The sequence below is a fragment of the Erwinia typographi genome (assembly GCF_000773975.1).
Taxonomy (GTDB): Bacteria; Pseudomonadota; Gammaproteobacteria; order Enterobacterales; family Enterobacteriaceae; genus Erwinia; species Erwinia typographi.
The window spans coordinates 21972-46916 of sequence record NZ_JRUQ01000079.1 but is presented as its reverse complement, the minus strand read 5'-3'; the positions used below and the strand labels follow the sequence as shown (position 1 = coordinate 46916).

Here is a 24945-nt window from a genome sequence, read left to right as displayed (position 1 = left end):
CTGATAAATTGTTAAAGAGCAGTGCCACATAATCTCGTGTGGCGCGGGGTGCAGATACTACGCTTTCCCGCTGAAGAGTCAAGAGATTTTCTCAATTTTCTCTTCCTGACCCGGTGGCCTGTAAGCCGTTGTTCCGTGTCAGTGGAGGCGCATTATAGGGAGTTCCTGACGACCCGCAAGCGTTTCTTAATAAAAAAAATCTGACCGCCTCTTTTTTCACCAAAAGGTGAAAAAAAACCCGTCTTATGGCGTTTTTTACATCAACTCACCGTTTAAAAGCCGTTTTATACACAGCGAAACGTCTTCAGCTGGTGCTATTCTCTATGTATTGCAGACTTGCCATACCGGTACTGAATAAAGATAAGGACGCTAAATGATAAAATCCGCGCGCAGTATGGCCGGACTTCCGTGGATCGCCGCCATGGCTTTCTTTATGCAGGCGCTGGATGCCACGATACTGAATACTGCCCTCCCGGCTATTGCGCAAAGTCTTAACCGTTCTCCGCTGGCGATGCAGTCCGCCGTTATCAGCTACACCTTAACCGTTGCTCTGCTTATCCCGGTCAGCGGCTGGCTGGCAGATCGCTTCGGCACCCGCAAAGTGTTTATCGTGGCCGTCTCGCTCTTTACCTTAGGCTCACTCGCCTGCGCACTTTCCGGGTCTTTAACCTCGCTGGTGGTATTCAGGATTGTGCAGGGCGTGGGCGGCGCGATGATGATGCCCGTGGCGCGCCTTGCGTTACTGCGCGCCTATCCGCGCAGCGAGCTGTTGCCCGTGCTGAACTTTGTCACGATGCCAGGGCTGATCGGGCCGGTATTAGGTCCACTACTGGGCGGCCTGCTGGTCACCTATGCCACCTGGCACTGGATCTTTCTGATTAATATTCCGATGGGGATTGCCGGGATAGTCTACGCGCGCAAATATATGCCGGACTTTACCACGCCAAAGCGTCGCTTTGATTTGCTGGGTTTTTTGCTGTTTGGCATTGGGCTGGTGCTGCTCTCCAGCGGAATTGAGCTATTTGGCGAAAAGATCGTAGCCACCACCATTGCGCTGGCAGTGACCTCAGGCGGTATTCTTCTGCTTCTTCTTTATATAGTACACGCCCGTCGCCACCCTACCCCGCTAATCCCTCTGCCGATGTTTAAAACCCGAACCTTTTCCGTCGGCATTCTGGGCAACATTGCCTCCCGCCTGGGAACCGGCTGCATTCCTTTCCTGATGCCGCTGATGCTCCAGGTAGGCTTCGGCTATTCCGCCATTCTTGCCGGCTGCATGATGGCCCCCACGGCCGTAGGATCGATCATGGCTAAATCAACGGTGACTCAGGTATTGCGTTGGTTCGGCTACAGGAGCACGCTGGTCTGGATTAGCGTGATTATTGGCGTGCTAATTGCCAGCTTCTCGCTGCAAACGCCAGCAATGAGCCTGGCAATACTCATGCTGCCGCTGTTTATCCTGGGGATGGCAATGTCGACGCAGTTTACCGCCATGAACACCATTACGCTGGCCGATCTTAATGATGCGAACGCCAGCAGCGGCAACAGCATGTTGGCGGTGACCCAACAGCTGGCGATCAGCTTTGGGGTGGCGGTCAGCGCCGCGGTGTTGCGTTTCTATGAAAACTTTGATGGCACCACCGTTCAGCACTTCCACGCTACGTTCCTGACCATGGGCATCGTCACGGTTATCTCAGGACTGGTCTTTATGATGCTGAAACCCGGCGACGGGAGGCATCTGATTTCCAACCGGGAAAAGCGCAAGAAAAGTGCTTAACGTTCACCGACAGATCCGCGTTCTACCAGTTCCGGTGTCAGCACCAGCAGCTGCTGGCTGCCACCAGGCTGCGCCAGGCGATGAAGCAGGGTATCAATCGCCAGTTCGCCCAGCTCATCCTTAGGCTGATGAATGGTAGTCAGCGGCGGCGTCATATAGCGAGCCAGTTCAATATCGTCATAGCCAATCACGGCAATATCCTGAGGAACCGAAAGTCCGGCCTGGAACAACGCGTGATAAACCCCGACCGCCATCGCATCATTGCTGGTGAAAACCGCTTCCGGTACCGGGTTAACGGACAGCAACTGATTCATTGCGTTATATCCCCCCTGAAACTCCAGGTCACCATCCACTCTGTAGCCCGGTAGCACCGGTAAGCCAGCCTGGGCCATGGCCTTATAGAACCCCTCAAGACGCAAACGCGCCGGCGTTTTATCCTGCGGGCCAGCAATGCAGGCAATGCGGGTATAGCCACGGTTAATCAGGTAGCGGGTAGCCATTTCGCCGCCCAGCAGGGAGTTATCCTGAATAATGTCGCTACCGCCGTCAAAGGGTGACCAGTCCATCATCACCGAAGGGATTGAAGGATAGCGGGTCAGGATCTCAGCCGAGGGGATATGACTTTCGGTGCACATGATCAGCAGCCCATCAACGCGCTTTTGCAGCAGCGTTTCAAGGCTGCGGTTCATCCGGTCTTCATCGCCGTCAGTGTTGCAAAGAATCAGGCTGTAGCCGCGCTCATAGCAGCTTCTTTCTACGCCACGCACCACTTCCGCATAGAACGGATTGCTGCTCGCCGTCAGCAGCATACCAATAGTACGGGTCTGATTGATTTTCAGACTGCGGGCCAGCGCAGACGGGGCATAGTTAAGCTGAGAAATAGCGGTAGTAACTTTTTCCCGCACCGCTTCACTAACAAAACGATTATTGTTAATGACGTGGGAAACGGTTGAGGTTGATACGCCCGCCAGTCTCGCGACATCTTTCATAGTGGCCAAGTGTTACCTCTGCTGCTGCAAAAAGCCGTCGGTTTCGCTACGCCAGGGCACGGAAGGCTGTGCGCCGGGCCTGGTAACCGCAATGGCGGCGGCGGCATGTGCGAACTGCACCGCCAGCTCCATTGACATACCTTCCAGCAGCGCGGTCATCAGGGCTCCGTTAAAGGTATCGCCAGCAGCAATAGTGTCTACGGCTTCAACCTTAAAACCAGCAATGCGCCGACCGTGACCCTGTTCGCTCAGCCACACGCCACGGCTACCCAGCGTAATCAGCACGCTGCTGATGCCTTTATTGTGCAGCGCCGCCGCGGCTCTGGCCGCATCTTCATCATTGTCGATATGGACACCGGTCAGGATTTCGGCTTCGGTTTCATTAGGCGTAATCATCTCCACCAGCGCCAGCAGCTCATCAGAAAGCGGGGTAGCCGGGGCGGGGTTGAGGATCACTTTTGTCTGATGTCGATGGGCAATTTTCGCCGCGGCCAGCACGCTCTCTAAAGGAGATTCCAGCTGCATTAACAGCGCATCCGCATCGATAATCGTCTGCCGATGTTTTTCTACCCGCGCAGGGGTTAAAGCAGCGTTGGCGCCAGCATGAATAGCAATGCTGTTTTCGCCCTCGCCGTTAACGAAAATCAGCGCCACGCCGGTAGATTCTCCGGCCACAGCCTCAACTGGCGTCACGTCAATCTTGTCTTCAATCAGCTGCTGGCGGATACGCTGACCAATATCATCCTCACCCACACAGGCGATAAAAGCGATATCTGCGCCGCTGCGCCCGGCCGCCACCGCCTGATTGGCTCCCTTGCCGCCAAAGGCGATCTGATACTGTTTCCCGATCACCGTTTCGCCGGGGCGTGGAAAGGTTGCGAGGTTGAGGATGTGATCTGCGTTGATGCTGCCAAGGACAGCCAGCTTGCCGCTCTTCTTCATTTAGGTATCGTCCATAAAAAGGCGCCACCTGCTGAAGGTGGCGCGTGCCGTGCTGATTTATTTGGCGACCAGCTTGAGGTCAACCGGGTTGATGGCCTGAACCTTCTGACCCTTCAGCACTTTATCAGCCGTGTCCACGCCGATAACGCCGATTTGCTCCGGCTGTTGAGCCACCGTTGCCGCCAGCTTGCCGCCTTCAACGGCCTTCATGCCATCTGCGGTGCCGTCAAAACCGACCACCACCACATCAGATTTGCCTGCAGTTTGCAATGCGCGCATCGCGCCCAGCGCCATTTCATCGTTCTGCGCAAATACTGCCTGTACGTCAGGGTGAGCGGTCAGCAGGTTTTGCATCACGTTCAGCCCCTTAGTGCGGTCGAAATCAGCAGGCTGGCTGGCAAGCACCACAAATTTATGGGCATCGGCGGCCATTTTGAAACCTTCGCCACGCTCACGAGCGGCAGAGGTTCCGGCAATGCCCGACAGTTCGATAATTTTCGCATTATCGCCAAGCTTTTTCGCGATGTAATCACCGGCCATTTTTCCGCCGAAACGGTTATCAGAGGCCACATGGCTGACCACTTTGCCCTGCGAGGCAACGCGATCGAGGGTGATCACCGGGATATTGGCCTGGTTAGCCATCTTAACGGCGTTGCCCACCGCATCAGAATCCGTTGGGTTGATCAGCAGCAGTTTGGTGCCACGAACGGTCAGGTCCTGCACGTTAGCCAGCTCTTTCGCCGGGTTATTCTGAGAGTCCAGCACCACCAGGTTGTAACCCAGCTTGTCCGCTTCTTTCTGAGCGCCATCTTTTAAAGACACGAAAAACGGGTTGTTTAATGTGGAGACCACCAGCGCGATGGTGTCTTTTGCCAGCGCGTTAGCGCTCACGGTCATGCCAAGCAGAACAGCAAGTACAGTCAGTTTCATTTTCATCATAAATTCCTGTAGGGGAGAGTTATTTACTACTTTTGTTATCTACCAGCACCGCCAGCAGGATCACCACAGCTTTGACGATCATTTGGTAGTAAGACGAAACGCCGAGCAGGTTCAGCCCGTTATTCAGAAAACCGAGGATTAACGCACCAATTAATGTGCCCATGATGCGCCCCTTGCCGCCTGCCAGACTGGTACCGCCCAGCACCACGGCCGCAATAGCATCCAGCTCGTAACCTGTTCCCGCCGTTGGCTGAGCCGAGGAGAGGCGAGCCACTTCGATGGTGCCTGCCAGCGCGGCCAGCATGCCGCACAGGGCGTAAACGATAATTTTGACCCGGTTGACGCTGATACCGGATAAGCGGGTAGCGGCTTCATTGCCGCCCAGCGCATAGATATAGCGGCCCAGGCGGGTGTGGTGCAGCATGTACCAGGCGACCAGGAACACCAGCGCCATAATCCAGACCGGCGTTGGTATACCCAGCGGACGGCCGATACCAAACCAGCCAAACAGGTCGGCATTGTCATTGAAGCCAGTGTTAATCGGGCTGCCGTTGGTATAAACCATGGTGACGCCGCGCAGTAGCAGCATCATGACCAGCGTAGCAATAAAGGCCTGAACCTTTCCTTTAGCGACAATCGTACCGGTCAGCGCGCCGATAGCGGCGCCCAGCGCCAGAGAAGCCGCCACGGCCACCAGCGCATTGACCTCCAGCCCGATCAGGGAAGCCCCGACGGCGCCGGTCAGCGCCAGCAGCGATCCCACGGAAAGATCGATGCCGGACGTCAGGATCACCAGCGTCATGCCTACCGCCATGATGGCGTTGACCGAGGTCTGCTGCAGGATGTTGAACAGATTGTTCAGGGTGAAGAAATTCGGGCTGAGGCTCGACACAATGGCAATCAGCACGATCAGCGCAATCAGCGATTTTTGCTCCAGCAGCCAGCTTTTGCTGAATATCCGGTTGGCACGAAGGGTTTGGGTACTCATGGTTGCTCCACGCTATGTTGCTTGCCTACTGCCGCCGCCATTAACACTTCCTGCGTGGCATCTTCAATTGGGAAGTCGCCGCTCAGGCGCCCTTCGTGCATTACCAGCACGCGATCGCTCATGCCCAGCACTTCCGGCATCTCTGAGGAGACGAGGATAATGCTCAGCCCCTCCTCCTTGAACTGGTTGATTAACTGGTAGATTTCTTTTTTTGCGCCGACGTCCACGCCGCGGGTCGGCTCATCCAGAATCAGCACTTTTGGCCGGGTCATCAGCCCACGGGCGATAGCGACTTTTTGCTGATTGCCGCCGGAAAGCAGCCCAATCGGCTGATCCATTGAAGGCGTTTTCACATTGAAAAGTTTAATAAAATCTCCCACCGCCAGCTGCTCTTCAGCGTGCTTCAGGCGGCCGCCGCCGTGGCTGAAATAATCCAGCGCCGTCAGCGACATGTTCTCTTTCACCGACATGCCAAGCACCAGACCGTCGCGCTTGCGGTCTTCCGAGATATAGACAATGCCGTTTTGCAGCCCCTCTTCAGGCGTACGGGTGGTCACGTCTTTACCGTCGAGATATACCGTGCCGCTGATGCGGGGCAGCGCACCATACAGCACCTTCATCAGTTCGGTGCGGCCAGCGCCCATCAAGCCGGCAACGCCGAGGATTTCACCTTTACGCAGGGTGAAACTCACATCATTGACACCCGGACCGGTGAGGTGATCCACTTTCAGGCGAACCTCACCCGGCGCTTTGTCCAGCCGTGGGTACTGCTCTTCCAGCTTACGGCCCACCATCATTTCAATCAGCGAATCCTCGTCGAGGCTGTCTACGGCCCTTTCGGCAATAAACTGGCCGTCGCGAAAGATGGTCACGTCGTCGCAGATTTCAAAGATTTCCTTCATGCGGTGCGAAATGTAGACAATGCCGCATCCCTGCGCCTTCAGCTCGCGGATCACCCGGAACAGAGACGCCGTTTCGGTATCGGTAAGCGCATCGGTGGGTTCGTCCATCACGATCACTTTTGACTGATAGCTCAGCACCTTGGCGATTTCGACCATCTGCTGATCGCCAATCGACAGCTCGCCCACCAGCCTGTGGCTGCTGAAACGCAGGTTCAGGCGTTTCAGCAGCACGTCGGCTTCGGCGTGCATCTTATGCCACTGAATGCGACCAAACCGGTTTACAAACTCACGGCCCAGAAAGATGTTTTCCGCAATGCTGAGCTGAGGAATCAGGTTCAGCTCCTGATGGATAATCCCTATTCCCGCTTCCTGAGAAGCTTTCGGGCCAGCAAAAAAAACCTCATTGCCTAACCACGTAATGGTGCCCGCATCGCGCGGATAGATACCGGTCATCACCTTCATCATGGTCGATTTACCGGCACCGTTTTCACCCACCAGCGCCATCACGCGGCCTGGATAGACGGATAGCCCGGCACCGGAGAGCGCCTTCACGCCGGGAAAGGATTTATCAATACCTTGCAGTTGCAGTAAAGGTTGCATCATGGCCTCAGAAGGTCACGCCAGCGCAAAGAATGACGTTCGCGTAGGGGGAACACTCCCCACTGCGGATCACCGCCTGGCTGCGCTGGGTTTGCTGTTTGAACTGTTGATGGCTGACGTACTGAATCGCAATAGTGTTTCCCTGCTGCTGTTGCAGCGAGGCGAGCAGAGCCAGCAGCTCATCGTGAAGCGGAGGATTGTGAGATTTAATCTCTTCCGCGACGATGGCATTTTCTACCTGCATCTCTGCCGTTACCGCCCTCACCACCTGCATAAAGCTGGGAATACCTTTCTCCAACGCCAGATCAATGCGCTGTGGGCCCGCCGGGATCGGCAGCCCAGCATCGCCTATCGTCAGGCTGTCGGTATGTCCCAGGCGGGAAACGAGGAACGATATATCAGAATTCAGTAAGGTGCCTTTTTTCATCTTTCACTCCAGAGCGAAACGTTTCGCTGACGGGAAGTGTATGAGAGGCAACGGGGAAAACAATGGGTAAAGCGTGAAATTGTGATCGCCATCGAAACGTTTCGCTAGCGTAGAGGGTCCAGTAGAAGGTATTGATCCAGGCGACGTCTGACCCGGCAAAATTTATAAACTGGACGACATCGCTCCATCCACTCGCAAATTGATACCCGAGATATACCCTGCGAGTGGACTGGCGAGGAAGACAACAGCATTGGCAATATCATCAAGATGCCCGACTCGTCCGACGGGCACCTGAGCAAATAGCGGTAATACTTCGCGCTCAATATCTTCCCAGGGCGCGTCATGGTTCATCAGGCCACGCTCAGCAGCAGCCTCACGGAATCGACTCTCAAGCTTCGAACTGCGTATCGTCCCCGGAGAAACAGCATTTACCGTAACACCGTCAGCGGCTACTGCCTTTGCCATGGATACGGTCATAGCATTCATCGCAGACTTGGATGCTGAGTAGTCCGGTGAGGATGGAGGGGGCACGATCGCCGCAATACTGGAAATATTTATCACGCGTCCCCATTTGCCTTGCTGCATCTTAGGCAACAGACGCGTAATGACGCGAACGGCCGCCAGAACATTGCGATCGTAGGTATACGTCCACGGGGCTGTCTGTGTCTCCGACCAACCTACCTTTGCGTCACCCGATCCCCCGGCATTATTGACGAGGATATCAATAGTGCCAGCAAGCTTTTCAGCCTCTTCAACCAGTCGCTGTACCTGCTGATCGTCGGTCAGATCGCCGGTTACAAAAAAGGCTTTTCCACCCTGAGCGACAATATCATTGGCCACTTTCTCACTCTGAGCGTGATTTCGACCGTGTACAATGACGACAGCATTTTCAGACGCAAACTTTCTGGCTATAGCTTCGCCAATCCCTTTACTGCTGCCGGTGACCAGCACCTTTTTACCGTCTAATTGTAAATTCATATTTGAAAGCTTATCGTGGTTCCGGTGTGTTTTCATAAGGTAAAGACGGATGGAAGAAGTGACAAGTAGGCACTTTAAAGTGCCTGTTACGCAGGAGGATAAAGATATCTGCCTGGGACCCGAGGGCTCGGTCGCCCATGTGACCAGAATAATCAGGATGTTGCAGGGGCGATGGAAGTTACCAATACTGTTCAGGCTTTATGCTGATCCTTCAATGCGTACCTCTCAGTTAAAGCGAGACATCCCCGGCATTTCTCAAAAAATGCTGACACAGCATCTCCACGAACTGGCAGAGGATTGTCTTATTGAAAGAATGGATTTTGGCGAAAAACCTCTGCATGTGGAATATCAATTATCAGAGATGGGCAGGCAACTACTGCCTGTTCTGCTTGCTACGCGTACTTTTTCTGTCACTCATCCGGCTAAGTAGCCTGCCGGGTTTAAAGTCAACGGAACGCACGCACATGCCTGCTTCTGTCCGTGCGTTCATCGACTTCATGAAAGTTGAGAAGCCCCAAAATAAGGATTTATCAGCCCTGATCTGAGGATTAATTTATCTCAGTGATAAAGTTCTTCCGCGAACGGCGGACTTTTTCCAGGCTGACCAGCCAGTCGCCCTCTTCCGAGCGATACCCCAGCGGTAAGATCACCACGCTGCGAAGGTGCCTTGCCGGCAAACCAAGAATTTCATCAACCGCTGCTGGATCAAAACCTTCCATAGGTGTGGCATCGACTTTTTCCATCGCCGCAGCAATCAGGGCGGAACCGAGGCCGATGTAAGCCTGACGGGCAGCAGAGTGATAATTACCCTCCCTGCCGCGCTCATTCACGATACCCAGCAGCTTCTGCCGGTAACTTTCCCACCCTGGATTAACGAATCCACGCGTCTCGTTTGTCAGGTCAAACATCATATTGACGCGCTCAGGCGTCATATCATCCCAGGCAGCAAAGACCAGAAGATGAGAACAGTCGGTGATCTGCGCCTGATCCCAGCTGACCGCCCTGATTTTTCTTCTCACTTCGGCATTCGTCACCACCAGCAACTCAAAGGGTTGTAGCCCGCTTGTCGTTGCCGTCAGACGTACCGCTTCAAGGATACGTTCCAGCTTTTCATCAGGCACCCTTCTGGCCGGATCGTATTTTTTTGTTGCATAACGCCATTGAAGGGATTCAATTAACTGACTCATTGCATATTCCTCATCGTCCAGGGAGAATTGACAGAATAACCACGCGGTGACCGTCTTCCGCGTTTTGACGGCAACAGGATAAGGTTTTACGCGACCTTTTTATGAACAATGGAAGCTATTTCATGTCCCTTACTGTGGCGACAATTAATAACCGCCGCAGCTTTATATTTCAGCCAGTCTGGTCTTCAACAAAATATGAGCCACAGCACAATCCTGCATTAAAGCTCCCGCCGCAAAATAAGCTAACTCCCTGAATACGTTACCACCTTATTCGTTTGCACAACGGGTCTCAGGCAATCTTACATAGCTGCTATAAAATCAGCTACTTATACTCGCAACGATGCCATCGGCATGCAGTTTCTGATTGATAACTGGCACTTTGATGCCAAACGCCCCGCACTGATGAGATAAGGAATTAGCGTGAAAAATACCTTACGTACAGCCGCCTTACTGGCCGCGATGGCGGTGAGTGCGCCTCTGCTGGCTCAGACCTTTGTCTACGTTTCGGAAGCTGATGAGGGGACTATCGCTCGTTATTCGCTCAACGAACAAACTGGAGCACTAAAGTTGCTGGGGCACACGGAGGCTGGCGCTAAAGTGATGCCGATGGCGCTGAGCGCCGATCGTAAACATCTTTACGCCGCGATTCGCAGCAAGCCGCTACAGCTAATGATGTGGGATATTAACCGCCAGACAGGCGATCTGGTGAAAGGCGGCGCAGTGCCTGCGGCGGCCAGCTACCCCTATATCAGTACTGACAAACAAGGGCGCTTTCTGCTGGGTGCTTCTTACGATGGCGACGTGGTGCATGTTTATCGTCTCGACAGCCAGGGCAAAATTATTGCCCCGCCGGTTGGTAGCTATAAAACGGGTCACGCCGCGCATTCAGTGATTGTAGATACCACCGGCAAATCGGTGTATGTCGGTAATCTCGGTACTGACCGCGTGCTGCAACTCAAGCTGAGCGAAGAGGGGGAACTGGGCGCATTGGGTCAGGGCTATGTCAAAACCGCTGTAGACAACGGGCCACGTCATTCTGTCCTTTCGCCGGACAATCGCTATTTATATAACATTGGCGAAATGGGCGGCATTATCACGCAGTTCCGCCGTGAGACCAGCGGCGAGCTGGTGAAAGTGAGTGAAACGCCGAATGCTGTCGCGGCGCAGTATCATCTGCAACACGGTAAGGAGCGTTTGCCTGGCTACAGCGATACCACTCCGCGCATCTGGTCGGCAGACCTTGGCCTGACGCCCAATGGCCATTTCCTGTACGTCACCGAGCGTACAAGCAGCACAATAAGCGGCTATCGCGTAAATCCGGACGACGGAAAGCTGCAGCTAATCGGCAGCTGGCAGGTCGAAAAACAGCCGCGCGGCATCACGATAACCACGGATGGGCGCTGGCTTATTGCCAGCGGTGAGAAAAGTTCGGTAATCGGTAGCTATGCTATTGATGCAAAAAGCGGAAAACTCAAACGGATCGGAGAAGCGCCCGTAGGACAGGATGCGAACTGGGTAACCGTGGTGAATTATTGACGCTTGCACAGGTAAAGCTTCACCAGGCAAAAGCGGCAAGCGATGTAACCGGGGGGCCTCTTCAGGCCCCCTTATAAAGCAGAGTTCATCCATCAGATCTCGACTTGCGTACCCAGCTCAATCACCCGGTTTGGCGGGATTTCAAACTGGTCCGGCGCGCGCAGCGCATTCTTTTGCAGCATCAGGAACAGCTTGCCACGCAGGCGCAGATACCACGGACGCTTGCCGATAATCAGCGACTCGTGCGACATGAAGAACGAGGTTTCCATCATCCGGCAGTTCAGCCCTTCCAGCCCGCAGCGGTGGAAGATCTCCTCCACGTTCGGCGTTTCACGCCAGCCATAGCTTGCCACCACGCGCCAGAAGGTTGGCGACAGCTGCTCAATGGTGACTCGACGGACATTATGCACGTACGGCGCATCTTCCGTACGCAGCGTCAGCAGCACCACACGCTCATGCAGTACCTTGTTATGCTTAAGATTATGCAGCATGGCAAACGGGATCACGTTCAGCGCCCGGGACATATACACCGCAGTGCCAGGCACGCGCACGGGCGGCGATTTCTCCAGTGAGGCAATCATCGCCTCAAGGGAATTACCGTGCTCATGCATCCGCCGCAGCAGGCGGAAGCGCTCGCTTTTCCAGGTGGTCATAACGATAAACATCACCAGCGCCAGGCTGAGCGGCAGCCAGCCACCGGAGAACACTTTCACCAGGTTGGCCGAGAACAGCGACAGGTCGATGCACAGCATTATCACCAGCACCAGCAGCACCACATAGCGGTTCCAGTGCCAGTTTTTGATCGCCACCGTGGTACAAAGAATCGAGGTCAGCACCATAGTGCCCGTTACCGCAATACCATAAGCCGCAGCCAGATTGCTGGAGTGCTGGAAGCCGACAATCACAATTACCACGGAAAAATAGAGCAGCCAGTTGATAAACGGAATATAAATCTGCCCGGACTCTTCTTCTGAAGTATGCACGATGCGCATCGGCGGCAAATAGCCCAGGCGAACGGCCTGACGAGTCAGTGAGAACACGCCGGAAATGACCGCCTGAGAGGCAATAACCGTCGCCAGCGTCGCCAGAATCAGCAGCGGGATCAGCGCCCAGTCGGGTGCCAGCAGGAAGAAGGGGTTTTTAATCGCTTCGGGGTTTTTCAGCAGCAGCGCGCCCTGGCCGAAATAGTTCAGCACCAGTGAAGGCAGCACCACGATGAACCAGGCCAGGCGGATCGGCAGCTTGCCGAAGTGGCCCATATCCGCATACAGCGCCTCCACACCGGTGATAGCCAGCACCACCGCGCCCAGAGCAAAGAAGGAGACCTGTTTGTATTCCATAAAGAAGTGCAGCGCCCAGTAAGGGTTAAGCGCATGCAGCACCTCTGGATTATTGATAATACTGAGCGCGCCAAGCCCCGCCAGCACCAGAAACCACAGCATCATTACTGGCGCAAACAATTTGCCGACAATACCGGTTCCATGCTTCTGAATAACAAAAAGCAGCGTCAGCACGGCAATCGCCATCGGCACAATCCAGGCATTCAGGTTCGGCGACGCGATCTCCAACCCTTCAATAGCGGAGAGAACCGAAACGGCAGGCGTTATCACCACTTCTCCGTAGAAGAAGCTGCCGCCAATCAGCCCCATAATCACCAGCACCGCCGTAGCTTTGGCCCCGGTATTGCGGCCAGCCAGCGACATCAGGGTCAGTATTCCCCCTTCTCCGGCGTTATCGGCGCGCATCACGTAGCTGACGTACTTCAGGGAAACCACCAGCACCAGCAGCCAGAAAATCAGGGAAAGAAAACCAAATACCGCATCGCGCTCAACGCCAAAGCCAAACTGGCCGGAAAGGCATTCACGGAGGGTATAAAGAGGGCTGGTGCCGATATCGCCATAGACAACGCCGATAGCGGCTAAGGTTACGCTGGCAATGGACTGCTTTTTTTCAGAACTCATAAACTAGTCTTTTGTTGGAGCCGACTGACGCGGTATTGCGCACAGCTCTTCAAGCCATCAAAAAGCGCACAGTATGCACGAATCATTATGAATGCCTATCCTTAATTGCGTTATGAGAAATGACTTCACTGCACCATGTCACTCTTTGACAAGAAAAAAGCTGACTCGTATCAACTCTTTCAAGCATCATAGCCAGTAGTGTTTGCGCTCGCCAGTTCCCCCCTGGCCAGACCGTACAAAAGGATGAATGTTTGATTATGCCTCAGCCCCACTTACTTGCGGAAAGAATCGCCCGCCTCAGCAATGCGTTAGAAAAAGGGCTTTATGAGCGGCACCACGCGATTCGCCTCTGTCTGTTGGCCGCGCTGAGCGGTGAGAGCGTCTTTCTGTTAGGCCCGCCGGGCATTGCCAAGAGCCTGATCGCCCGCCGGTTGAAATACGCTTTCCAGCATTCCCGCGCCTTTGAATACCTGATGACGCGTTTCTCCACGCCGGAGGAGGTGTTTGGCCCCCTCTCTATTCAGGCGCTGAAGGATGAAGGTCGCTATCAGCGTCTGACGAAGGGCTACCTGCCGGATGCCGAGATTGTCTTCCTTGATGAGATCTGGAAAGCTGGTCCGGCTATCCTCAATACGCTGCTGACCGCTATTAACGAGCGCCGCTTCCGCAATGGGGACAGCGAAGAAAAAATTCCCATGCGCCTGCTGGTGACCGCCTCAAACGAGCTGCCGGAGGCTGACAGCGGGCTGGAAGCGCTGTATGACCGCATGTTGATCCGTCTGTGGCTGGATAACGTGCATGAAAAGCAGAATTTCCGCAGCATGTTGACCCACCAGCAGGATGAAAACAGCAATCCGGTAGTGGATTCACTGTGCATCACCGATGAAGAGTACAGCGAGTGGCAGAAAGGGATTAGCCAGGTGTCGCTGCCCGAAGAGGTCTTTGAGCTGATCTTCCTGCTGCGCCAGCAGTTAGAAAACCAGCCAGAGGCGCCTTATATCTCCGATCGCCGCTGGAAAAAAGCTATCCATCTGTTACAGGCCTGCGCGTTCTACAGCGGCCGCAGCAGCATTGCGCCGGTCGACCTGATCCTGCTGAAGGATTGCCTGTGGCACGACGTTAACTCGATGAAGCTGCTGGATCGCGAAATCGATAATCTCCTCACCCAACAGGCCTGGCAGCAGCAGCCAATGCTGATTAAGCTTGAGCAGATTGACTCGCGCCGTCTGGCGTTGCAGCAGGAAAAAAGCGTTGAGCAGGCTATCCGCCTTGAGAAACACGGCGGGATGTTCAGCCGCAAGCCTCACTATGAGCTGCCAACCACGCTGGCTGACGACACGCTGACGCTGATGCTGCAAAAACCGCTGATGCTGCACGATATGCAGGTGACGCACGTAGTGATAGATCGCGAGCCGCTGCATCACTGGCTGCAAAAAGGCGGGGAGATTCGTGGCAAGCTAAACGGCATCGGCTTTGCGCAGACGCTGGATCTGCACGTAGACGGCAACGACTGCCTTACCCTGCGCGACGTCAGCTTACAGGCATCCCGCCTTATGCTGCCGGGCAAACAGCAGGCAAGCGGCCTGCCTGAAGAAATTTTGCAGGCGCTGGACGAGCTGGAAACCCAGCTACGCGGACAGCGCACGCTGTTCAGCCAGCATCAGCGCTGTCTCTTTATCAGCGATGACTGGCTGGCCCGCATTGAAGAGAGTCTGCATCAGGTTGCAGATCGGCTTAAGCAGGCGCGTCGGTGATCTCACTCGACACGCTGAGCACGCTTCTTACCATCAGTGAGGGCGAGCTGCTTGAAGAGCTGGTGATCGCCCTGCTCGCCAGCCCCCAGCTGGCGATTTTTTTTGAAAAATTCCCCGGAATGAAAAAGGCGCTGCTGCGCGATCTGCCGCGCTGGAAAACCGAAGTGCTGGAACAGCTAAAAACTACCGAGGTGCCGGATGATTTAGCAGCCGAATTTGCGCTGTTCCAGCAGTTTCAGGGCTTCGATCGCCACGCCTTCTGCCAGAAGATGCCGGAGTTGCTGGCTTATCTCCGTGAGCACCACTCTCCCTTTGCCGAAAAGGCCGGGCAGCTGATAGCCAACAACAACCCCACCGATCTCAGTCAGGCACAGCAAACGCTGTTTTTACAGCGCTGGCGCCTGAGCCTGACCCTGCAAACGCTGACGCTGAACCAGCAGCTTTTGGATCAGGAGCGCGAGAAGCTGCTGGCCGAGCTTCAGCAGCGGCTGGCAATGAGCGGCCAGCTGGCGGCAGTGCTGGCGGATAACGATCAGGCTGCTGCCGGCCGCCTGTGGGATTTGAGCAAAAGTCCGCTACAACGCGGGGATTACCAGTTGATCGTCGACTACGGCGATTTTCTGGCCCAGCAGCCGACGCTAAAGAAGCTGGCAGAGCAGTTGGGACGCAGCAGAGAAGCAAAAGCCGTCCCCAGCGAAGACGCGCCGCTGGAGGCGTTTCACCAGCTGGTTCGCGAGCCGCAAAGCGTGCCGGAAGAAGTCAGCGGCCTGCATCAGAGCGACGATATTCTTCGCCTGCTGCCGCCTGAGCTGGCGACGCTGGGCATCAGCGAGCTGGAGCTGGAGTTCTACCGTCGGCTGGTGGAGAAAAGGCTGCTCACCTATCGTCTTCAGGGCGATGCCTGGCATGACAAGGTGATGATGAGGCCGGTCAGCCACCAGCAGCATGATCAGCAGCCGCGCGGACCTTTTATCGTCTGCGTCGACACCTCCGGCTCGATGGGGGGCTTTAACGAGCGCTGCGCCAAAGCCTTCTGCCTCGCGCTGCTGAAAGTAGCGCTGGCCGATAACCGCCGCTGCTACGTTATGCTGTTTGCCCATGAAGTGGTGGCCTATGAGCTGACGGCTGGCGATGGCATTGCCCAGGCTATCCGCTTCCTCAGCCAGCGCTTTCGCGGCGGAACCGACCTGGCCGCCTGCCTGGATGCTGTGCTGCTGAAACTCGCCACCTCAGCGTGGAATGATGCCGATGCGGTGATGGTGTCAGACTTTATTGCGCAGCGTCTGCCGGAAGATCTGGTGAAAAGAATCAAACAGCACCAGCTGCAACAGCAGCAGCGCTTCCACGCCGTTGCGCTGTCCGATCATGGAAAACCCGGCATTATGCGTATCTTTGACCATATCTGGCGCTTCGACACCGGGCTGAAAAGCCGTCTGCTGCGCCGCTGGCAGCGCTAGTACTCTGTTCAGACACAATCCGGCAATGCTTATTTGCTATAGTCATGTAACGCTTTAGCCAACGGGCAGATTGGGAGCACTACGTGACAGCACAACAACACACCAGGGCAGCAGGATTGCCCGCACCGACCTACACGCTGTTATTAAGCGGCGGCAGCATTGAGCAAAAACGCCAGGAAATACTCGACTACTTCGGCCAGACATGGTCACTGTATGAAAGCCTGTTTGACTGTCTTGCCGATGAAAAAGCGTACTACACCAAAGCCATTTCACTGCGCCATCCGCTGATCTTCTATTTCGGCCACACGGCCACCTTCTACATCAACAAAATGATGGCCGCAGGGCTGCTGGACCAGCGCGTGGATGATAGCATCGAAGCGATGATGGCGATTGGCGTGGACGAAATGAGCTGGGACGATCTGGACACCAGCCACTACCAGTGGCCGGACGTGGCAGAACTGCGCGACTACCGCGGCAAAGTACGTTCGCTGATCGAAACCTTTATCAAGCGGATGCCGCTGACGTTACCCATTGGCTGGGACAGCCCGGCATGGGTGATCCTGATGGGCATTGAGCACGAACGCATTCACCTGGAAACCTCCAGCGTGCTGATCCGCCAGCTGCCGGTTGAATGGGTCAAACCTCAGGCCCACTGGCCTATTTGCCCTTCGGCACGTCACGATCGCATCACCGTTCCTGATAACACGCTGGTCGCCGTGGCCGGTGCGCGAGTCATTCAGGGGAAAAACGATGACACCTACGGCTGGGATAACGAATACGGTACGCTGACTACCGAAGTGAAGCCGTTTAAAGCCAGCAGGATGCTTACCAGTAACGCTGAATTCTTTGATTTTGTCGCCGCCGGAGGTTACCAGGACGATCGCTGGTGGGATGAAGAAGGCCTGGGCTGGCGCGATTTTGCAAAGGCCACCCAGCCCACCTTCTGGGTAGGATCGGCCAGCGATCCTGACAGCCTGAAACTACGCCTGATGACGGAAGAAGTTGCGATGCCGTGGGACTGGCCAGCAGAAGTGAATCAGCTTGAAGCCGCCGCTTTCTGCCGCTGGAAAGCTGATGAGACCGGCAATGCTATCCAGCTTCCCAGCGAGCCGGAATGGCTGCTGCTGCGCGAGCAGATTAAGGGCGATCGGCCCGCTGAAGCGCCGGGCAATATCAGCCTCGCCTGGTGGGCCTCTTCCTGCCCTGTCGATCACTTCGCTCAGGGCGAGTTTTACGATCTGACTGGCAACGTCTGGCAGTGGACCACCACGCCTACCAACGGTCTGGAAGGATTTAAGGTACATCCTTTATATGACGACTTTTCAACCCCAACCTTTGACGGTAAACATGCGCTGATCAAAGGAGGTAGCTGGATCTCGACCGGAAACGAAGCGCTGAAATCCGCCCGTTACGCCTTCCGTCGCCACTTTTTCCAACATGCAGGCTTCCGCTACGTGGAGTCCATGCATCAGGAGAAAAAGATGCTTAACCCCTATGAAACCGACAGCATGGTGTCGCAATATCTGGATTTCCAGTATGGGCCGGACTATTTTGCCACCGCCAACTACGCCAAAACGCTGGTAGAGATTGCCTGTCAGATCACCGAAAAACGGGAGCGCGCTCTGGATATTGGCTGTGCAACCGGACGCGCCAGCTTTGAGCTTGCCCGCCACTTCAGTGAAGTGGTCGGCATGGACTACTCCGCTCGCTTTATCGACGTTGCGCTACAGCTGACCAGCGGTGAAGATTTCCGCTACGTAACCCAGGAAGAGGGAGAGCTGGTGGAATATCGCCAGGTTCGCCTGAAGGATTTCGATCTGGGGGAGGAACAGGCCAGCCGCATTCAGTTTGTGCAGGGGGACGCCTGTAATCTCAAGCCGCAGCCCGATCGTTACGATCTGGTGCTGGCCTCCAACCTGATCGACCGCCTGCGTCAGCCCTTGCGCTTCCTGCAGGACGTGACGCCGATGATCCGTTCCGGCGGCGTGCTGATGCTCTCCTCGCCCTATACCTGGCTGGAAGAGTTCACGCCGAAGGAGAACTGGCTGGGCGGCATTCGCGAGAATGGCGAGGCGCTGACCACCTGTCAGGCGCTGCAACGTTTGCTGGCCGCCGATTTTGAGGAAATAGCCGCGCCGCAGGATGTGCCTTTCGTTATCCGCGAAACCGCCCGTAAATATCAGCATACCGTGGCACAGCTCACCGTATGGCGTAAACGTTAAGTCCCCCTTCGGCTGGCGCCCCGGCGCCAGCTGTTTATTCAACAATAATATTGCCTGCCAGCCTTATTTACTGCACATTATCCCGCTATAAGCTGAATATTCGTTAACTCAGGAGCCATCATGGCGGATAACCTGCAAATAGATAATCTCGATCGGGACATCCTTAATGCGCTGATGGCTAACGCCCGCACCGCCTATGCTGAGCTGGCCAAGGCCTTTAACGTCAGTCCCGGCACCATCCACGTTCGCGTGGAAAAAATGAAACAGGCGGGGATCATCAAGGGCACCCGGGTTGAAATTGACCCTAAGCACCTCGGCTACGACGTCTGCTGTTTTATCGGCATCATTCTGAAGAGCGCCAAAGACTACCCCTCGGCGCTGGCTCGTCTGGAAAGCCTTGATGAGGTTGTTGAAGCCTATTACACCACCGGCCACTACAGCATCTTTATTAAAGTGATGTGTCGATCGATTGATGCCCTGCAACAGGTGCTGATCAACAAGATCCAAACCATTGATGAAATCCAGTCAACCGAAACGCTAATCTCCCTGCAAAACCCGATCATGCGCACCATCAGGCCCTGATCCGCGCATAAAATTATCCACAGCCCGATCGCCGGGCTTGTTCCCTGGATTAACCCTACTTACCCACAGGTAGATCCCCGCTTGATCACAGCGTACAATGTCCGCCTTTGTGGTACAGAGATCTTATCATGGCTGACGTAACGTTAATCACTGGCAGCACTTTAGGCAGCGCTGAATATGTCGCTGAACTGATGGCTGAAAAGCTGGAAGAAGCGGGCTTTTCTACCGAGCTGCTTCATGGGCCGGAACTTGATGAATTGAGCATGGAAGGAACCTGGCTGGTGGTCACCTCTACACATGGCGCTGGCGATCTTCCTGAAAACCTGCAGCCGCTCTTTGATGAAATCGAAGAGAAAAAGCCGGATCTGAGCCAGGTGGGTTATGGCGCGGTAGGCATTGGTAACCGTGAGTACGATCTTTTCTGTGGCGCAATAGAGAAGATGGACGTGCTGCTGACCGCCTGTGGGGCTAAACGCATCGGCGATCGTCTGGATATTGACGTGCTGGAACATGAGATCCCTGAAGATCCCGCCGAAGTGTGGGTCGCCAGCTGGAAAAACCTGCTGAACTGAGGATCGCTGGCGGCAGGATCGTGCTGATTTCTTCCGCCAGAAGCTAAAAACCGCAGCGAGTTTTGTAAATATTGCCCTTTTTTGCTCATTTAAGAGGCTTTTAATTGTGGATAACTATGCTTAATACCCGGTGATAACCGGTGTTTATCCCAATAACAAGCGGACACCCTGACCAGGCCTGTGCATAACATGTCCTTTAGATCCCAGCTTATACGCCACAGGATCACCGATCTTTCACAGCAAACGATCCTCAATAAACCAATGATCGTTATCAGGAAAAAAGGCTTATCCACAGCGATCGTCGATCCTAATAGAAGATCTAACAAAGAGATCTCTAAATAAAAAAGATCTTCTTTTTAATACACGCCGGGCAGCGTGCTTTCCCCATCGTCTAAAGTTGAGTAGAATCCACGCCCTGACAGTAATCTCCCTAAATCGCACAATCGCGAGGTGCAGTTCCATGTTTTATCCAGATCCTTTTGACGTCATCGTAATCGGTGGTGGTCATGCGGGTACCGAAGCCGCCATGGCGGCTGCCCGAATGGGTCAGCACACCCTGCTATTAACCCATAACATTGATACGCTTGGACAAATGTCCTGTAACCCGGCGATCGGTGGCATTGGTAAAGGACATCTGGTTAAGGAAGTGGACGCACTTGGCGGGCTGATGGCACAGGCTATCGACAAAGCTGGCATTCAGTTTAGGATACTAAACGCAAGCAAGGGACCGGCCGTTCGGGCTACCCGTGCTCAGGCGGATCGCGTGCTCTACCGGCAGGCCGTTCGTACCGCGCTGGAGAACCAGCCCAACCTGATGATCTTCCAACAGGCGGTTGACGATCTTATCGTCGAGAACGATCGCGTTGTTGGCGCTGTCACCCAGATGGGGCTGAAATTCCGTGCGAAAGCCGTTGTGCTGACCGTAGGAACCTTTCTTGACGGTAAAATTCACATCGGTCTGGACAACTACAGCGGCGGCCGTGCCGGAGATCCTCCTTCGATCCCATTAGCCCGTCGGCTTCGTGAGCTGCCTCTGCGCGTCAGTCGTCTTAAAACCGGTACGCCACCACGCATTGATGCCAGAACTATTGATTTCAGCGTGCTGGCTCCGCAGCATGGCGATACGCCAATGCCGGTCTTCTCGTTTATGGGCAATGTGGCGCAGCATCCTCAGCAGGTGCCTTGCTATATCACCTACACCAACGAGAACACGCATGACGTGATCCGTAATAACCTCGATCGTAGCCCGATGTACTCCGGCGTTATCGAGGGAATTGGTCCACGCTACTGCCCGTCTATCGAAGATAAAGTGATGCGCTTTGCCGATCGCAACGCACACCAGATCTTCCTGGAGCCGGAAGGGCTGACCAGCAATGAAATCTATCCTAACGGTATCTCCACCAGCCTGCCGTTCGACGTACAAATCCAGATCGTTCGCTCAATGCAGGGGCTGGAAAACGCGAAGATCGTTCGCCCTGGCTACGCTATTGAGTACGATTTCTTCGATCCCCGCGATCTGAAGCCAACGCTGGAAAGCAAATTTATTCAGGGTCTGTTTTTTGCAGGACAGATCAACGGCACCACTGGCTACGAAGAAGCCGCTGCGCAAGGCTTGCTGGCTGGTTTGAACGCTGGTCGTCTTTCTGCCGACAAAGAAGCCTGGGCGCCACGCCGCGATCAGGCTTATCTGGGCGTACTGGTTGACGATCTCTGCACGCTCGGTACGAAAGAGCCGTACCGTATGTTTACCTCACGCGCCGAATACCGTTTGATGCTGCGTGAAGACAATGCCGATTTGCGTCTGACGGAAGCCGGACGCGAGCTGGGCCTGGTTGATGATGCACGCTGGGCGCGCTTCAATCAGAAGCTGGAAAGCATTGAGCAGGAGCGTCAGCGCCTGCGTGATATCCGGGTGCATCCGAAGTCAGCGTCCGTTGAGGAAGTTAACGGCGTATTAAGCGCTGGCCTGACCAAAGAGGCCAACGGCGAGGATCTGCTGCGCCGCCCTGAGGTAACCTACCAGCAGTTGATGACGTTGAGCACCTTTGCTCCGGCACTGGCCGATCCTCAGGCTGCCGAGCAGGTTGAGATTCAGGTGAAGTACGAAGGCTACATCGCCCGACAGCAGGAAGAGATCGATCGCCAGCTGCGCAACGAAAATACTCTGCTGCCCGTTGAGCTAGACTATCGCCAGGTTAATGGCCTTTCCAATGAGGTTATCGCCAAGCTGAACGATCATAAGCCTGGTTCGATCGGTCAGGCTTCCCGTATTTCAGGGATCACCCCAGCGGCAATTTCTATTCTGCTTATCTACCTGAAAAAACAGGGACTGCTGCGCAAAAGCGCCTGATGCAGGCCATTAACCTGACTGATCGGAGGGCGGGATTATTTCCGCCCTTCTGGCATTCACACCGCACGACGCATACATTTGCTTCTAACCACCATCACAGGACGTCATTGTGATTACGAAACTCACTTCGCTGCTTAAAGCCGCCGCTATTTCTCTGTCCGATCAGCAAAAAAAACAGCTGGTAGGTTATGTTGAAATGCTGCACAAGTGGAATAAAGCCTATAATCTGACCTCGGTGCGCGATCCTGAGCAGATGCTGATTCGTCACATCCTTGACAGCATCGTCGTTGAGCCGCACCTGAGCGGCAGCCGCTTGATTGACGTAGGGACCGGTCCGGGCCTGCCTGGCGTGCCGCTGGCTATCGTCCGGCCCGATGCGCATTTCACCCTGTTGGACAGCTTAGGCAAGCGCATACGCTTTCTGAAGCAGGTTCAGCATGAACTGAAGCTGACCAACATTGAGCCGGTGCAGAGCAGGGTAGAGGACTTTGTCGCCGAGCCGCCGTTTGACGGGGTGATCAGCCGGGCTTTTGCCTCGCTAAACGACATGCTTAGCTGGTGTCATCATTTGCCAGCAGAAAACGGGCAATTTTATGCCCTTAAAGGGGTAGTTCCAGCAGACGAAATAGCCGCATTACCGGCCGGATTTAGCGTTGATAAAGTGGTGAAACTTCAGGTTCCGCAGCTGGAAGGCGAGCGGCATTTGATTGTGTTAAAGATGAGCAATCAGGCGGCATTTGGCGTTTATTCAGGTTGAATAAACGCCTTAAATCAGACCGTTTTTGACGCTATTATCACCCTTAATGGCAATAGCCCTTTAGTCTGTAAGTGCTTTATGTTGCAGGATTTTAGTTAAGTTCAGTGACTATTTTTTGCCGTGAACACCGCCTTACTGGAAATGGGTGGCAGCGGTTGTCTGAAAATGCATCAGTCAAACGTTCTTATTCACACTTTTTCAAGCGATGGGTTGTTTCTTCAAGGTTAAAAGTACAGGCTGAAATTATCCGACACATCTGGTAACATTTAACCTTGAGTTTACATTTCATTATCAAGGTCATCACCTTTTCAGCGCATTATCGCCGTGAAGATAGTCACACTGGAAAATATATCCCGATTATAAATCGGCGTAAGTAATGGCTTGAGGAAGATGAATTCATTGTCACGGATGTCAATAAGAGGTTTTAAGTGAGAATAATTGCTATTTTTAAAATATATCAACTCAATTTATTGATAAATATGATTTTTAATATATCGATTTTTACTGACTTAAGATTAATCCTGAACAGAACTTGAGCATTAAGTTGCTGAATTGTGATCGCCAGCACGCTTTATGAGCAAGGTTTGTCGGTTATTGCAGGAAATTTCGCTCGGTTTGCCGTTCTTCTCAGTTTTAAAAAATAGACCTCGCGAAAGAAATTTAAATAATTGTTCACCTTTTCGCTACTTATCCATTGAAATCGCAGGGGCGCCCCGTATAATTTGCTCGTTTTTTGCTGCTTGACTCAGCAGAGCAAAGGCAGTTTTATACGACACGCGACATACCCCTCAGGGGGCAGGAGAGTTACAGCGTCATGTCAGTGTCCCTTTACAGAGTAAAATTTGCCCGAACCGTGCTGCTGCTTCAGCTGGTGACCTTTGTCATAATCGGCGCGCTGTTTGCCCTTAAAGATCTGACGTGGGGCCTATCCGCCCTCGCAGGTGGACTGGCAGCCTGGCTGCCGAACATTGTGTTTATGATTTTTGCCTGGCGTCATCAGGCAGGAGATCCGGTAAAGGGGCGCATAGCCTGGAGCTTTTTACTGGGCGAGGTGCTGAAGGTTCTGGCAACAATTCTCCTGCTCATCCTGGCGCTGGCGGTATTTGGAGCGGTGTTTGAGCCGCTCGGACTGACCTGGTTATCGGTGCTGATTGTGCAAATCGTCGCACCGGCTGTAATTAACAACAAAGGGTAAGAGGCATCATGGCTGCAGGAGAAATCTCTACGCCGCAGGAATACATAGGCCATCATCTGAATAACCTTCAGCTTGACCTGCGTACCTTCGAGCTAGTGAATCCACACGACGCCCCGGCGACGTTCTGGGTACTTAATATCGACTCCATGTTTTTCTCTGTGGTGCTGGGACTGGTGTTCCTGGTGCTGTTTCGTAAAGTTGCGAAATCAGCCACCAGCGGCGTACCCGGAAAAATGCAGGCCGCGATTGAACTGGTCGTCGGTTTTGTCGACGATAACGTTCGCGACATGTACCACGGTAAAAGCAAAGTAATCGCCCCGCTGGCTCTGACGATTTTCGTCTGGGTCTTCCTGATGAACTTAATGGACCTGCTGCCTATCGATTTGCTGCCGTATATCGGCGAGCACATCCTGGGCTTGCCAGCGTTGCGAGTAGTACCTTCTGCGGACGTGAACATCACGCTGTCGATGGCACTTGGCGTATTTATTTTGATTCTGTTCTACAGCATCAAGATGAAAGGCATTGGCGGCTTTACTAAAGAGCTGACTCTGCAACCCTTCAATCACCCGATTTTCATTCCGATCAACCTGATTCTGGAAGGTGTGAGCCTGCTGTCTAAACCAGTATCTCTGGGTCTGCGACTGTTCGGAAACATGTATGCGGGTGAATTGATTTTTATCCTGATTGCCGGTCTGTTGCCGTGGTGGTCACAGTGGATTCTGAATGTGCCCTGGGCCATTTTCCACATCCTGATCATTTCGCTGCAGGCTTTCATTTTCATGGTCTTAACGATTGTCTATCTGTCGATGGCATCTGAAGAACATTGATTT

21 protein-coding genes are annotated in these 24945 nt (G+C 54.1%); 12 read left to right on the top strand and 9 right to left on the bottom strand.

All coding sequences use genetic code 11. From position 1 onward, the window contains the following. Nucleotides 1-373: 373 nt before the first annotated feature. Nucleotides 374-1777 carry a multidrug transporter subunit MdtD gene (gene mdtD / locus NG99_RS24285; RefSeq protein WP_034898728.1) on the top strand — a complete coding sequence of 468 codons (1404 nt, stop codon included), beginning with the start codon at nucleotides 374-376 and terminating at the stop codon, nucleotides 1775-1777. Here the strand turns inward: mdtD and rbsR are convergent. From rbsR to NG99_RS24250, 7 genes are all read right to left on the bottom strand, one after another. Beyond that, nucleotides 1774-2775: a ribose operon transcriptional repressor RbsR gene (gene rbsR, locus NG99_RS24280; RefSeq protein ID WP_408606437.1), complete on the bottom strand. Its 1002-nt coding sequence runs from the start codon at nucleotides 2773-2775 to the stop codon at nucleotides 1774-1776. The genes mdtD and rbsR overlap by 4 nt on opposite strands. A 3-nt stretch (nucleotides 2776-2778) precedes the next feature. Then, nucleotides 2779-3708 (bottom strand): ribokinase, encoded by a 930-nt coding sequence (gene rbsK / locus NG99_RS24275; protein ID WP_034898724.1) that lies wholly within the window; start codon nucleotides 3706-3708, stop codon nucleotides 2779-2781. A gap of 57 nt (nucleotides 3709-3765) precedes the next feature. Then, complete coding sequence (gene rbsB, locus NG99_RS24270; protein ID WP_034898722.1) at nucleotides 3766-4644, bottom strand: ribose ABC transporter substrate-binding protein RbsB; 879 nt, start codon at nucleotides 4642-4644, stop codon at nucleotides 3766-3768. A 22-nt stretch (nucleotides 4645-4666) separates the two neighbouring features. Continuing rightward, nucleotides 4667-5635 carry a ribose ABC transporter permease gene (rbsC, locus tag NG99_RS24265; RefSeq protein ID WP_034898720.1) on the bottom strand — a complete coding sequence of 323 codons (969 nt, stop codon included), beginning with the start codon at nucleotides 5633-5635 and terminating at the stop codon, nucleotides 4667-4669. Beyond that, nucleotides 5632-7137, bottom strand: coding sequence for a ribose ABC transporter ATP-binding protein RbsA (gene rbsA / locus NG99_RS24260; RefSeq protein WP_034898718.1), 1506 nt, complete (start codon nucleotides 7135-7137; stop codon nucleotides 5632-5634). The genes rbsC and rbsA overlap by 4 nt, the downstream gene beginning before the upstream one ends. Nucleotides 7138-7144: 7 nt before the next feature. Continuing rightward, nucleotides 7145-7564: a D-ribose pyranase gene (gene rbsD / locus NG99_RS24255; protein WP_034898716.1), complete on the bottom strand. Its 420-nt coding sequence runs from the start codon at nucleotides 7562-7564 to the stop codon at nucleotides 7145-7147. A gap of 162 nt (nucleotides 7565-7726) precedes the next feature. Next, the gene (locus tag NG99_RS24250) at nucleotides 7727-8542 is read right to left on the bottom strand and encodes an SDR family NAD(P)-dependent oxidoreductase (protein ID WP_034898714.1); all 816 of its coding nucleotides are present in this window, start codon (nucleotides 8540-8542) and stop codon (nucleotides 7727-7729) included. Nucleotides 8543-8591: 49 nt separating this feature from the next. Between NG99_RS24250 and NG99_RS24245 the strand changes: the two genes are divergently transcribed. Continuing rightward, on the top strand, nucleotides 8592-8972 hold the full coding sequence (locus NG99_RS24245; protein WP_034898713.1) for a winged helix-turn-helix transcriptional regulator: 381 nt from the start codon (nucleotides 8592-8594) through the stop codon (nucleotides 8970-8972). Nucleotides 8973-9090: 118 nt separating this feature from the next. Here the strand turns inward: NG99_RS24245 and NG99_RS24240 are convergent, their stop codons facing one another. Continuing rightward, complete coding sequence (locus NG99_RS24240) at nucleotides 9091-9729, bottom strand: NAD(P)H-dependent oxidoreductase (protein ID WP_034898712.1); 639 nt, start codon at nucleotides 9727-9729, stop codon at nucleotides 9091-9093. A gap of 420 nt (nucleotides 9730-10149) precedes the next feature. Between NG99_RS24240 and NG99_RS24235 the strand changes: the two genes are divergently transcribed. Continuing rightward, nucleotides 10150-11265, top strand: coding sequence for a lactonase family protein (locus tag NG99_RS24235; RefSeq protein WP_034898710.1), 1116 nt, complete (start codon nucleotides 10150-10152; stop codon nucleotides 11263-11265). 92 nt (nucleotides 11266-11357) lie between these two features. Here NG99_RS24235 and kup read toward each other — a convergent pair whose 3' ends face one another. Continuing rightward, the gene (kup, locus tag NG99_RS24230) at nucleotides 11358-13226 is read right to left on the bottom strand and encodes a low affinity potassium transporter Kup (RefSeq protein WP_034898707.1); all 1869 of its coding nucleotides are present in this window, start codon (nucleotides 13224-13226) and stop codon (nucleotides 11358-11360) included. Between the two features lie 257 nt (nucleotides 13227-13483). On the opposite strand from kup, the gene ravA reads away from it, so the two are divergent. The 9 genes from ravA (at nucleotide 13484) to atpB (ending at nucleotide 24942) form a co-directional block, all read left to right on the top strand. Further along, on the top strand, nucleotides 13484-14980 hold the full coding sequence (gene ravA / locus NG99_RS24225; RefSeq protein ID WP_034898729.1) for an ATPase RavA: 1497 nt from the start codon (nucleotides 13484-13486) through the stop codon (nucleotides 14978-14980). After that, a complete protein-coding gene (gene viaA, locus NG99_RS24220; protein WP_034898705.1) occupies nucleotides 14977-16437 on the top strand; it encodes an ATPase RavA stimulator ViaA in 1461 nt (486 codons plus the stop codon). The genes ravA and viaA overlap by 4 nt, the downstream gene beginning before the upstream one ends. A gap of 83 nt (nucleotides 16438-16520) precedes the next feature. Next, a complete protein-coding gene (gene ovoA, locus NG99_RS24215) occupies nucleotides 16521-18659 on the top strand; it encodes a 5-histidylcysteine sulfoxide synthase (RefSeq protein WP_034898703.1) in 2139 nt (712 codons plus the stop codon). A gap of 120 nt (nucleotides 18660-18779) precedes the next feature. Next, a complete protein-coding gene (gene asnC / locus NG99_RS24210; protein ID WP_034898699.1) occupies nucleotides 18780-19241 on the top strand; it encodes a transcriptional regulator AsnC in 462 nt (153 codons plus the stop codon). Nucleotides 19242-19369: 128 nt separating this feature from the next. Further along, nucleotides 19370-19813 (top strand): FMN-binding protein MioC, encoded by a 444-nt coding sequence (gene mioC, locus NG99_RS24205; RefSeq protein ID WP_034898697.1) that lies wholly within the window; start codon nucleotides 19370-19372, stop codon nucleotides 19811-19813. A gap of 460 nt (nucleotides 19814-20273) precedes the next feature. After that, a complete protein-coding gene (gene mnmG, locus NG99_RS24200; RefSeq protein WP_034898694.1) occupies nucleotides 20274-22163 on the top strand; it encodes a tRNA uridine-5-carboxymethylaminomethyl(34) synthesis enzyme MnmG in 1890 nt (629 codons plus the stop codon). A 109-nt stretch (nucleotides 22164-22272) separates the two neighbouring features. Then, nucleotides 22273-22920, top strand: a complete 648-nt coding sequence (rsmG, locus tag NG99_RS24195) for a 16S rRNA (guanine(527)-N(7))-methyltransferase RsmG (protein ID WP_034898692.1) — start codon at nucleotides 22273-22275, stop codon at nucleotides 22918-22920. Between the two features lie 814 nt (nucleotides 22921-23734). Continuing rightward, on the top strand, nucleotides 23735-24115 hold the full coding sequence (gene atpI, locus NG99_RS24190; protein WP_034898690.1) for a F0F1 ATP synthase subunit I: 381 nt from the start codon (nucleotides 23735-23737) through the stop codon (nucleotides 24113-24115). 8 nt (nucleotides 24116-24123) lie between these two features. Continuing rightward, nucleotides 24124-24942, top strand: a complete 819-nt coding sequence (gene atpB / locus NG99_RS24185) for a F0F1 ATP synthase subunit A (protein WP_034898688.1) — start codon at nucleotides 24124-24126, stop codon at nucleotides 24940-24942. The last annotated feature ends 3 nt before the right edge of the window (nucleotides 24943-24945 follow it).